This window comes from Acinetobacter sp. GFQ9D191M (assembly GCF_011174875.1).
In the GTDB taxonomy this organism is placed as follows: domain Bacteria; phylum Pseudomonadota; class Gammaproteobacteria; order Pseudomonadales; family Moraxellaceae; genus Acinetobacter.
In genome coordinates this window covers 42,022-54,125 of record NZ_JAALGV010000059.1, presented here as the reverse complement: position 1 = coordinate 54,125, position 12,104 = coordinate 42,022, and the positions used below count along the sequence as shown (strand labels likewise).

8 protein-coding genes are annotated in these 12,104 nt (G+C 41.6%); 3 read left to right on the top strand and 5 right to left on the bottom strand.

The window, feature by feature from the left end; all coding sequences use genetic code 11:
- The 5 genes from G5T77_RS09075 to sdhC all read right to left on the bottom strand — a co-directional run bounded on the left by G5T77_RS09075 (position 1) and on the right by sdhC (position 7,045).
- A complete protein-coding gene (locus G5T77_RS09075; protein ID WP_004782976.1) occupies positions 1-2,823 on the bottom strand; it encodes a 2-oxoglutarate dehydrogenase E1 component in 2,823 nt (940 codons plus the stop codon).
- An 822-nt stretch (positions 2,824-3,645) separates the two neighbouring features.
- Positions 3,646-4,356 (bottom strand): succinate dehydrogenase iron-sulfur subunit, encoded by a 711-nt coding sequence (locus G5T77_RS09070; protein WP_004782977.1) that lies wholly within the window; start codon positions 4,354-4,356, stop codon positions 3,646-3,648.
- A 14-nt stretch (positions 4,357-4,370) separates the two neighbouring features.
- A complete protein-coding gene (locus tag G5T77_RS09065) occupies positions 4,371-6,269 on the bottom strand; it encodes an FAD-binding protein (RefSeq protein WP_004782979.1) in 1,899 nt (632 codons plus the stop codon).
- A gap of 12 nt (positions 6,270-6,281) precedes the next feature.
- On the bottom strand, positions 6,282-6,647 hold the full coding sequence (gene sdhD, locus G5T77_RS09060; protein WP_004782980.1) for a succinate dehydrogenase, hydrophobic membrane anchor protein: 366 nt from the start codon (positions 6,645-6,647) through the stop codon (positions 6,282-6,284).
- Entirely contained in the window at positions 6,647-7,045 is a 399-nt protein-coding gene (gene sdhC / locus G5T77_RS09055; RefSeq protein WP_034705238.1) for a succinate dehydrogenase, cytochrome b556 subunit, read from the bottom strand. Before sdhC ends, sdhD begins: the two co-directional genes overlap by 1 nt.
- A gap of 1,004 nt (positions 7,046-8,049) precedes the next feature.
- On the opposite strand from sdhC, the gene gltA reads away from it, so the two are divergent.
- The 3 genes from gltA (at position 8,050) to G5T77_RS09040 (ending at position 11,996) form a co-directional block, all read left to right on the top strand.
- On the top strand, positions 8,050-9,324 hold the full coding sequence (gene gltA / locus G5T77_RS09050) for a citrate synthase (RefSeq protein WP_004782984.1): 1,275 nt from the start codon (positions 8,050-8,052) through the stop codon (positions 9,322-9,324).
- A gap of 169 nt (positions 9,325-9,493) precedes the next feature.
- Positions 9,494-9,997, top strand: coding sequence for a hypothetical protein (locus tag G5T77_RS09045; protein WP_166136998.1), 504 nt, complete (start codon positions 9,494-9,496; stop codon positions 9,995-9,997).
- 373 nt (positions 9,998-10,370) lie between these two features.
- Positions 10,371-11,996: an NAD+ synthase gene (locus G5T77_RS09040; RefSeq protein WP_166137000.1), complete on the top strand. Its 1,626-nt coding sequence runs from the start codon at positions 10,371-10,373 to the stop codon at positions 11,994-11,996.
- Positions 11,997-12,104 lie beyond the last annotated feature (108 nt).

Below are 12,104 nucleotides of genomic sequence, written 5' to 3'. Positions count from 1 at the left end.
TTATTCAGCATCGATCGCTAGAGCGTCGTTAACGAGCTGAGCTTGTTGTTTTGCATGCAAGTATGGTGAACCACACGCCGGTGCAGCTGAAGCTTCACGGCCTGCGTAACTAATACGGATTTGTTTGCCCGCTTTCATCACATCGTCATATAAACGAGGCGCGATGAACAACCAAGCACCTTGGTTTTTCGGTTCTTCTTGTGCCCAAACCAGTTCTTTCACGTTTGGATACTGAGCAAGAACTTCTGCAAGACGTGCTTCTGGGTACGGATACAATTGTTCAATACGTACAATTGCAGTGTTGTTCAATTCTTTTTCACGACGTTTTTCAACCAGATCGTAGTAAACCTTACCACCACACAATACCAGACGGGTTACGTCTGCTTTGCTGATGTTGTCTACTTCGTCGATCACAGTCTGGAATGTACCGTTAGCCAGTTCTTCCAGGTTAGACACCGCCAATTTGTGACGAAGCAATGATTTAGGTGACATGATGATCATTGGTTTACGGATCGGGCGGATTGCCTGACGACGTAACGCGTGGAAGATCTGTGCAGGTGTAGTTGGAGTCATCACTTGCATATTGTCTTCAGCACATAGCTGCAAGAAACGTTCCAGACGTGCAGATGAATGCTCAGGACCTTGGCCTTCGAAGCCGTGTGGCAGAAGCATAGTCAGACCACATACACGTTCCCATTTGGTTTCACCAGATGAGATGAACTGGTCGATCACCACCTGTGCACAGTTTGCAAAGTCACCGAACTGAGCTTCCCAGATGATCAGGCTCTTAGGAAGAGTAGTCGCATAACCATATTCAAATGCCAGTACTGCCATTTCAGACAATAAAGAGTCATAGATCGCAACACGCGGTTGGTTCTCTTTGATATGGCAAAGTGGAATATAAGTTGAGCCATCTACCTGGTTATGCAGTTTTGCATGACGGTGTGAGAATGTACCACGACCCACGTCTTCACCAGTTAAACGAACCAGATAACCATCATCTAGCAGTGATGCATAGGCTAGAGTTTCAGCAGCACCCCAGTTCAGCGGCATTTCACCAGTTTGCATTTTCAGACGGTCGTCAATTACTTTAGATACCTGACGCTGCATCACGAAGCCTTCTGGAAGCTCACGCATTTTGCGGCCAAGCTCTTTAAGACGTTCTAGATCACACGTAGTATCCCACTCGTCTGTGTATTCATGACCCAGGTACGGTGTCCAGTCTACAAACATTTTTTTGTTCGGTTCTAGAACCAGTGCATTGGCAACATGTTTACCTGCTTCAAGATCAGAACGGTATTGTTCAACCATTTGATCTGCAGTAGCACGATCAAGTACACCTTCTTGAACCAGTTTGTCAGCATAAAGCGTACGAGTTGTCGCTTTTTTGTTGATCACTTGGTACATCATTGGCTGAGTTGCAGCTGGTTCGTCCGCTTCGTTATGACCACGACGACGGTAACAGAACATGTCGATCACAACGTCTTTACGGAAAGTATGACGGAAATCGTGGGCAAGCTGAGCAACAAACAACACAGCTTCCGGATCATCACCATTTACATGGAAGATCGGCGCCTGAATCATTTTCGCGATATCAGTACAGTATTCTGTAGAACGCGCATCACGTGGATCAGAGGTTGTGAAACCAACCTGGTTGTTCACTACGATATGAACTGTACCACCTACTGTGTAACCACGAGTCTGTGACATCTGGAAGGTTTCTTGGTTTACGCCCTGACCTGCAAATGCAGCATCACCGTGAACAATTACTGGCAATACGTCATCGCCACCAATGTCTTTACGACGGACTTGACGTGCACGTACAGAACCTTCAACTACAGGTCCAACGATTTCAAGGTGAGATGGGTTAAACGCCAATGCCAAGTGAACTTCACCACCTGGAGTCATTACGTTAGAAGAGAAACCTTGGTGATACTTAACGTCACCAGAACCTTTTTTATGTAGTGATTTACCTTCGAACTCACCAAACAGGTCAGCCGGGTTTTTACCCATGATGTTAACCAGAAGGTTCAGACGACCACGGTGTGGCATACCGATCACGACTTCTTTACAGCCTACAGAACCGGCACGCTGGATCAATTCATTCACCATAGGAATGAAAGATTCACCGCCTTCAACACCAAAACGTTTTGCACCCACGAATTTATTACCGAGGTATTTTTCCAGACCTTCAGCCGCAGTTAAACGTTCAAGAACATGTTTTTTCTGATCAGCACTTAGTCCATATTGACCACGTGCGCTTTCAAGACGTTGCTGGATCCAGCGTTTTTCTTTGGTATCCACGATGTGCATGTATTCAGCACCGATAGAGCTACAGTAAGTCGCTTCCATCGCTTGGACCATTTCGCCCAAAGTCGCTGCTTCCTTACCAATCGCAAGGTTACCGGTATTGAATATAGTGTCCAGATCAGACTGAGTTAAACCGTGCGCAGAAAGATCAAGATCTGGCACAACTTCGCGTTTAGCCAGACCTAATGGATCCAATTTTGCTTTTTGGTGGCCACGGTTACGGTACGCAGCAATCAGCTGTAAAACGCCAATTTGACGACGTTCATGCTCTGAACTAACTGTCGATTGGATAACAGGCTGAATACGGCTTGAATTGCGACCTAAAAGTAGGAATTGCTCACGTACATTGCTGTGTGGTTGATCACCTTTTGGGAATTTATCGAAGTACGCTCTCCAGTCAGCACCCACTGAGTCTGGAGCAGTGAGGTACTGCTCATAAAGTTCTTCAATATACGCTGCACTATCAGCGGAAAGTTCAGTGTCAAGACGCAGAGCGTCAGCAACTTCTTGCATTTGTGGACCCATTTCCTATTGCAAAAACATTTTCAGGATGCTTTTTAAGCAAAACCCAGGATTAGTAATGTCAAATTGATAATTCAACATTAGTCCCCCATAAGGCATAAGCCATGAGGCGTTATCACCACACCAAGAAAATTCTTGATATGTTTAATGAACAATAACGCCCCTCAGCGGCATCATCACTCATTGAATACCCGATCGTGACCGAGCAATTTTTTGCAAATCGACTTAGAAAAAACAAAGATTTAAACTATATTTTTTCTAAAGCGACTTTGACTTACATTTATATACTATTCTCAACCTCTTCCGTGTTTAAAAAATGTACATCTGCCCACACATTTTTTAAATATAGTCTTGTGCTAAATGCTATCACGATCTCGACTAATCAATTGATTTTTTTGACGAGGAACGCATGTTTTTTAGTCAAATACTTCTATCAGAAATTACTCTAACATAGGGAGCTTTAAATGAAAAACACATTCAGCGTAGACCAAAGTCCTACATCTTTTTGATAAACAAAAAGAGAGTAAATCTTCCAATCCACTCCCTTTGCAACTTTGCGTTATATAATAACATTATTGAAAACCTTTTTCAGTCCAGAATTACATCTAAAAATCATAAATACCTCAAACAACATCATAATAGTGCATAAATCCGACCAAAATGTTCTGCAATGATTCATCACCCGATTTGATCATATGAGATACAGCACCAATAACAGCAGTTTTCACGACCACTGTTCGTTTATGGAGCCCTATAAAGCAAAAAGCACACCAAGTGGTGTGCTTTTTGAAAAACTGTTTATTGCAGTCTAAATTAGCCAGCCATATCTAGAAGCATGTTACGGATGTGACCGATTGCTTTAGTAGGGTTCAAGCCTTTAGGACATACAGATACACAGTTCATGATACCTTTACAACGGAACAGAGAGAACGGATCGTCAAGACGAGCCAGCCGCTCTTGAGTACCTGTATCACGCGAATCGATGATGAAACGGTATGCATTCAATAATGCTGAAGGACCCAAGAACTTGTCTGGGTTCCACCAGAATGATGGGCATGAAGTTGAACAACATGCACAAAGAATACATTCATACAGACCATTCAAGTGTTCACGTTCTTCAGGAGACTGCAAACGCTCTTTAGGAGGTGCAGGCTGATTGTTGATCAAGAACGGATGAATCTTGTTGTACTGGTCGTAGAACTGGTTCATGTCAACTACAAGGTCTTTGATTACTGGAAGACCAGGTAGTGGACGAATCGTGATTTCGTTTGGTAAATCGTTCAGGTTCCAAAGACACGCCAAACCATTTTTACCATTGATGTTCACGCCATCAGAACCACAGATCCCTTCACGGCATGAACGACGGAATGTCAAAGATTCGTCCTGTACTTTTAATGCAAGAAGCGCATCAAGCAACATACGGTGCTTATCAGTCAGTTCAAGCTTAAAAGTTTGCATGTACGGTGCTTTATCCTTATCAGGATCGTAGCGGTAGATATGAAATGTACGAGTACCTCTACTCATCTTTAATCTCCTGATTAGAATGTACGTGGTTTCGGTGGAATTGCATCAACCGAAAGCGGTTTGTAACGCACTGGCTTGTACTCAAGACGGTTGTCAGCAGAGAACCACAAAGTGTGCTTCATCCACTCATCGTCACGACGGCCATATGGATACTCTGGGTGATCTGGTGGTAATTCGAAATCTACCACAGTGTGAGCACCACGACATTCTTTACGTGCAGCAGCTGAAATCAAGGTCGCTTTAGCAACTTCATACAGGTTTTCAACTTCTAGAGCTTCAATACGTGCAGTGTTGAATACTTTAGATTTGTCTTTCAAGTGAATGTTGCGAACACGCGGCTCAATTGCAAGAATTTGTTTTACACCTTCTTCAAGCAGCGCAGTTGTACGGAATACACCCGCGTGGTCTTGAACGATGTCACGGATTGCATCAGCAACTTCTTGAGCATTCTCACCAGTTGTTGATTCATCCAGCTTACGAACACGCTTAATTGTGTTTTCAAGCACAGTTGTAGGAAGCGGTTCATACTCATCACCGTGGTGTTTAGTCACGTAGTCGATGATGTGCTGACCAGCAGCCTTACCAAATACAACCAAGTCAAGCAGTGAGTTTGTACCTAGACGGTTTGCACCGTGTACAGATACACATGAACATTCACCGATCGCATAGAAGCCTTTCACTGGTTTCGTGAAGTTGCGACCTTCTTGGTTAGTAGAATAGGTATCAGTATTCTTGTCGTAGTTCGTTACTAGAGCTTCAGATTCTGGAGACTCAGGAACAACTACCTGACCATGAATATTCGTAGGAATACCACCCATTTGGTAATGGATTGTTGGTACTACAGGAATTGGCTCTTTAGTAATGTCAACGTTCGCGAATTTCTTGCCAATCTCGAATACAGATGGCAGACGTTTCATGATGGTGTCAGCACCCAAGTGAGTCATATCAAGAAGGATATAATCGCCTTTAGGACCACAACCACGACCTTCTTTGATTTCCTGGTCCATAGAACGTGATACGAAGTCACGAGGAGCCAAGTCTTTCAGAGTCGGTGCATAACGTTCCATGAACGGTTCGCCGTCTTTGTTACGAAGGATTGCACCTTCACCACGACAACCTTCAGTTAACAGTACGCCTGCGCCCGCAACACCTGTAGGGTGGAATTGCCAGAATTCCATATCTTGTAATGGAATGCCTGCACGAGCTGCCATACCAAGACCGTCACCAGTGTTGATATAAGCATTAGTAGATGCACGGTAAACACGACCAGCACCACCTGTAGCGAACAATGTAGCTTTCGCCTGGAATACGGCAATTTTACCAGTTTCCTGATCAATTGCTGTCACACCCAGTACATCACCAGCTTCGTTACGGATCAGGTCAAGCGCGATCCATTCAACGAAGAACTGAGTACCCATTTTCACGTTGCTTTGATAAAGCGTATGAAGAAGCGCGTGACCTGTACGGTCGGCTGCAGCACATGCACGTGGAACTGCTTTTTCACCATAGTTTGCAGAGTGACCACCAAATGGACGTTGGTAAATCGTACCGTCTGCGTTACGGTCAAATGGCATACCTAAATGTTCTAATTCGTATACCACTTGCGGTGCTTCGCGAGTCATAAACTCGATCGCGTCTTGGTCACCTAACCAGTCAGAACCTTTAACTGTGTCGTAGAAGTGGTAGTGCCAGTTATCTTCTTGCATGTTACCAAGAGATGCACCGATACCACCCTGCGCTGCTACAGTGTGAGAACGTGTTGGGAATACTTTAGTCAGTACCGCAACTTTCAAACCTGCTTGAGCAAGTTGGTAAGAAGCGCGCATACCAGAACCACCACCACCAACGATAACTGCATCGAAAGTTTCGTGTGGAATATTTGTGTAATCTTCTTTAGGGGTTATAGCGCCCATGATTGTTTCCTATCAATTCGCCCAAAAAATCTGGATTGCCCAGATCGCATATGCAAATACAGCAATAATCACTGCTGAAGTCAGTACAAGGCGTAAACCTGATGCTGATGGACCCATTTGACGAGTAGTCACATAGTCAGTGAATACCTGCCACATACCGATCCATGCATGCGCAACAAGAGATAAGACTGCCAACAAAGACATGATCTTCATTGGAACTGTCATCATAAAGCCGTACCATTGCTCGTAGTTGAAGCCACCATTCAGTAGGATCCAACCAAACACCACAACGGTATAAACAGCTAGAACTACAGCACTGATGCGTTGGACAAACCAATCACGAGAACCTGAACCTGTTAAACCAGTAGCACTTTTCATTAGAGTACGATCCATACAAATGCTGCAACAATACCGATTGCAGACAAGATTAATGAAATAGTAGCTGCAGTACGACCGCTTTGCAGTTCTTCTGCAACGCCGATATCTGCAAGTAAGTGCTTAATACCAGTGAACAAATGATAAATTAAGCCGGCTACAAATACCCATACGATAAAGCGGACAAAGAAACCGTTAAAGATTTCCTGCACTTCAGCAAAACCTTCTGCTGAAGACAATGATTTATCCAACAGCCACAAAAGGACCGGTACGAGTAAAAATACGATGACACCTGAAAGACGGTGTAGAATTGATGCAATAGCCACGGGTGATTTTAAGTTTACTTCTAAAACTTGACCCATGGACAAATTGACAGGTCTGTTGCTTTTCACAGCGGGCATCCTGTAGTTAAAAACTCCATCCGGAGTTTGTTGGAATTAATTCGAAGGAAAGCTGGCATTATCAGGCAAATACATGCCTAAACATAAAACGACACTGAATTATAAAACGTGAACTATTAAAATACAAACAACTGTATTTGGCTTTTTGAACAAAAAACCTTTAAATAAGAATCATTAACAACAACTTTAAGTTCTCCCCCACTTACTTTATCTTCATATTCTCATTCTAGATATTTGTTTTTTAATAATTAACTTGATTAATTTAGTCTGTTATCTAGCCAAGCTTCGACTAAGTAGATTTAGACTAAAGATGAACAGCAAAAATATAATTTCGATCCTAAGTCCTTATTAATCCCAAGTAAAATTATAAGGATATATTTCACAAATAAATAATGACTATTTATATAAAGGGATCTCAATTTAGAATTTTTATACTAAAACCTACTTATCTCTTTGTAGATCATAGTTTTTTTGATGTTTTTAGACATTTTATATTCAAAAAAACACTTATTTATTTTTGTTTAAGTTGTATTAAACAAAGTGAAGCAAATTTACGAGCTATTTTTTAGCCGATTAAACAGAGCCAAAAAGAAAATTTATTGCTTTTATTTATAATTCAAGTTTGAAGTAAAAACTTAAGGAAATCGATGTAAGTTACGAGATTTATATAATTTTAAGTTGCAGCCTTAGAATATTTTCTCAATTTCTCCTTTATTTTTTGCTAGGAAAAAACGCTTACAAATACGGCAAAGACTATATTTTTTTCTGCACCTTCTGTTCAATTTGACTTATTATAGAGGTTTGGTACTGTGATTTTATTAAACTTTTTATACCAAGATAAATGACTAAACCACTGTGAGAATGTCATTTTTCATCCATAAGTATAATTGACAAAATTTCAGTAGCCACTAATCTTATAGCAAATTTTTGATCCGTCCGTTTTGTGCATTAAAAGATTGATAGACAACTCGGATATACATTCACCAGGACAGGAGATCTATTGAATGTCTGAAGCAACTGGCAAGAAAGCCGTTTTACAGCTTGATGGCAAAGAAATTGAATTACCAATTTACAGCGGCACATTGGGCCCAGATGTAATCGACGTTAAAGATGTGTTGGCTGCAGGTCACTTTACTTTTGATCCTGGTTTTATGGCAACAGCTGCATGCGAGTCTAAAATCACTTTCATCGATGGTAATAAAGGTGTTCTTTTACACCGTGGCTACCCAATTGACCAGTTAGCAACTAAAGCTGATTACCTAGAAACTTGCTACTTACTTCTTAATGGCGAGCTTCCAACAGCTGAGCAAAAAGAAGAATTCGACGCTAAAGTTCGTAACCACACTATGGTTCACGATCAAGTAAGCCGCTTCTATAACGGTTTCCGTCGTGATGCTCACCCTATGGCAATCATGGTTGGTGTTGTTGGTGCGTTGTCTGCGTTCTATCACAACAATCTGGACATCGAAGATGTTAACCATCGTGAAATCACTGCGATTCGTTTAATCGCTAAGATTCCTACTTTGGCAGCTTGGAGTTACAAATACACTGTTGGTCAACCATTCGTTTACCCACGTAACGATTTGACTTACGCTGAAAACTTCCTGTACATGATGTTTGCTACTCCTGCAGACCGTGACTACAAAGTAGATCCAATCCTTGCGAAAGCAATGGACCGTATCTTCACACTTCACGCTGACCACGAACAAAATGCTTCTACGTCTACAGTACGTTTAGCTGGTTCTACTGGCGCTAACCCATATGCATGTATCGCTGCTGGTATTTCTGCACTTTGGGGTCCTGCTCACGGTGGTGCGAACGAAGCTGTTCTTAAGATGCTTGATGAAATCGGCACTGTAGAAAACGTTGCTGGCTTCATGGAAAAAGTGAAAACTAAAGAAGTTAAACTCATGGGCTTCGGTCACCGTGTGTACAAAAACTTCGATCCACGTGCGAAAGTAATGAAAGAAACTTGTGACGAAGTTCTTGGTGCTCTTGGCATCAACGATCCACAGCTTGCTCTTGCTATGGAACTTGAACGTATCGCGCTTTCTGACGAATACTTCATCAAACGTAACCTTTACCCTAACGTAGACTTCTACTCAGGTATCATCCTTAAAGCGATTGGTATCCCAACAGAAATGTTTACTGTGATCTTCGCGCTTGCACGTACAGTTGGTTGGATCAGCCACTGGTTAGAAATGCACAGCGGTCCTTACAAGATCGGTCGTCCTCGTCAGCTTTACACTGGCGAAGTTCAACGCGACATCAACCGTTAATTCGGTTAGCGTTGAAAGACATAAAAACCACCCTTCTGGGTGGTTTTTTTATAACTGACAAAAACCAACACAATAATGATGTGAAAAAATTAAAATAGTAAGCCTGAAGAATTTTCAATTTCTGCAAATTTCTAGAAAGTACTCTTCTATCGTTAAGGATTGAGTTTTAATGCTGTTTTACCTACTTCCTTTTATCCTGAGAATGGTTCGTTTTGATCAGTTTAAAAGCCGGAATTTGACTTCAGGGGAAATCAGGCTTTGCCAGCAAGTCTTTGCTGACCTGATTGACTATTCAGCAGTCCGTGTCTTGAATCACCCTTTCCTGCCTTGGCAATCCAAGCATGTGATTATGGCACCAAGTGGTTATATTCATGTGCGTAACCTGAATTATCGGGACGATTATTCTAAAGAAAGCCGTTCTTATCAGGCGCTTTTCATTCATGAAATGGCGCATATTTATCAATATCAACAGAATATTAATGTGTTGTTTAAGGGTGCTTTTTTACAAGCCGCTTATTTTTTAACTATGGGAAAATATAATCCTTACAAATATCAATTTAATCCCAACAAATCCTTTTTAGACTATAACATTGAACAACAGGGAGATATTGCACGCGATATTTTTCTAAAAAAAATCCCCAATATTATTTTAAAAAATCAGTTAAGCAGATGATATTGAATATTTTTCACTCAAGTATTCTGTTGATTTCTATTTTTGGAAAATAAACTCATTTAAATCCATTTGAGTATTTTTGTGCATTTACCAGAATAAAAAAGCACCATAATAAGTCATTTCTGATCATAACTTTGTGTATCTGTTTCAATTCTCCTGAAACAGCTCTAGCATCTGCCTCAAATTTCGATAAAATAAGCCAAGTATGATATTTTTAGCTCGCAAATCAAGATTTAATGATCATGCGGTCATGACTTTTTTAATTTTGGCCATTTGGCATTTTGTTCGTATCAAACTGCACTCAGCTGGATAATTAGAATTTTAAAAATCAGTGATTTAGTGTATTCACCTATAGGAATAGGACTTAATTGGAATGAAAAGTTTTAAAATTGCGATTGCTCAATTCTCTCCACATGTGGGCAATTTAGATGCAAATACGCAGACAATGATAGATTTGGCAAATCAGGCCAAAAAAGATAATGCTGATCTTATTATTTTCCCTGAACTTTCAACTTTAGGTTATCCGGCTGAAGATTTATTAATTCGTCCAAGTCTGGCTAAACGCACAAAGCTGGCGTTTGAGAAACTGACTGAAGTAAAAGATATCGTCATGGTCTTTGGTTTTGTCAATCAAACCGAAGATGGTGAACGCTATAACTCAGCCGCCGTTATGAAAGATGGCGAAGTTTTAGGGGTTTATAATAAACAGACATTGCCAAACTATGGTGTATTTGATGAGAAACGCTATTTTGGCGAAGGACATCAGCATCTGGTCTTCGAATATCTGGGACACAAGTTTGGTGTTCTGATCTGTGAGGATGTCTGGTCATTGTCTACGGTTCAACAGCTGGCTCAACTGAATATTGATACTGCGCTGGTTCTGAATGCTTCCCCATACGAAGTTGGCAAACCGCAACACCGTATCGATACCATGGCTGCGCTGGTCAAACAGTTGAATATCAATCTGGTGTACTGTAACCAGGTAGGTGGCCAAGATGATCTGATCTTTGACGGCACCAGCTTTGTACTCAATAAATCAGGCGAAGTGGCTCTGCAAGCACCTAGCTTTGAAAAAGGCCTGTATATCGCTGAATATGATGCAGAAAAATTAGAGTTCAGCAAAGGCATGATTACTCCAGCCCTAGAAACTATGGCCGAGATTTATCAAAGTCTGGTGATGGCAACCCGTGATTATGTACAGCGTTCAGGTTTTCCAGGTGTAATTCTGGGTCTGTCTGGTGGTATTGACTCTGCCTTGACTCTTGCCATCGCAGCAGATGCGATTGGCCCTGACAAAGTCCAAGCAGTGATGATGCCTTATACCTATACTGCTCAGATCAGTGTAGAAGATGCCACTGAACAAGCAAAAACTATGGGTGTAACTTTCGGTATTGCCGAGATTAACCCGATTGTAAGTGGCTTCTTGCAAACCCTGTATCCATTCTTTGGCAATGCCCCTGTAGATGCCACTGAAGAAAACCTGCAAGCACGTGCACGCGGTACACTATTAATGGCGCTTTCTAACAAGTTCGGCAATCTGGTTCTGGCAACCGGTAATAAATCTGAACTTGCCGTTGGTTACTGCACACTATATGGCGATATGGTCGGTGGTTTTGCGGTATTAAAAGATGTTTATAAAACCATTGTGTTTGAACTTGCGAAATACCGTAACAGCATCGCAGAAACTCCTGTGATTCCTGAGCGCGTCATTACTCGCCCACCATCAGCAGAACTTCGTCCAGATCAGGTCGATCAGGATTCATTACCGGCTTATGAAGTACTTGATGCGATTCTTTATGCTTATATTGAAGAAGATCTGAGCCAGGATGACATCATTGCCAAAGGCTTTGAAGCTGAAGTCGTGAAAAAAGTGATTCGTCTGGTTGATATTAACGAATACAAACGTCGTCAGGGTGCGATTGGTCCACGTATCAGCTCGCGTTCTTATGGTCGTGAACGTCGCTATCCGGTCGTTAATGGTTGGAAAGCAGGTATCTAAGTTTTAACAAAACTAGATTAGCTATAATGCCCAAGTAAATGCTTGGGCATTTTTTTATCTTTAAGCAATAAATAGGGTTAAGAAATTAAAAGAAGATTCAAAAATTTA

Coding starts and splice junctions, on each gene's coding strand:
- G5T77_RS09075 (WP_004782976.1), bottom strand. CDS start 2,823: ATGCAAGAAGTTGCTGACGCTCTGCGTCTTGACACTGAACTTTCCGCT.
- G5T77_RS09070 (WP_004782977.1), bottom strand. CDS start 4,356: ATGAGTAGAGGTACTCGTACATTTCATATCTACCGCTACGATCCTGAT.
- G5T77_RS09065 (WP_004782979.1), bottom strand. CDS start 6,269: ATGGGCGCTATAACCCCTAAAGAAGATTACACAAATATTCCACACGAA.
- sdhD (WP_004782980.1), bottom strand. CDS start 6,647: ATGAAAAGTGCTACTGGTTTAACAGGTTCAGGTTCTCGTGATTGGTTT.
- sdhC (WP_034705238.1), bottom strand. CDS start 7,045: ATGCCCGCTGTGAAAAGCAACAGACCTGTCAATTTGTCCATGGGTCAA.
- gltA (WP_004782984.1), top strand. CDS start 8,050: ATGTCTGAAGCAACTGGCAAGAAAGCCGTTTTACAGCTTGATGGCAAA.
- G5T77_RS09045 (WP_166136998.1), top strand. CDS start 9,494: ATGCTGTTTTACCTACTTCCTTTTATCCTGAGAATGGTTCGTTTTGAT.
- G5T77_RS09040 (WP_166137000.1), top strand. CDS start 10,371: ATGAAAAGTTTTAAAATTGCGATTGCTCAATTCTCTCCACATGTGGGC.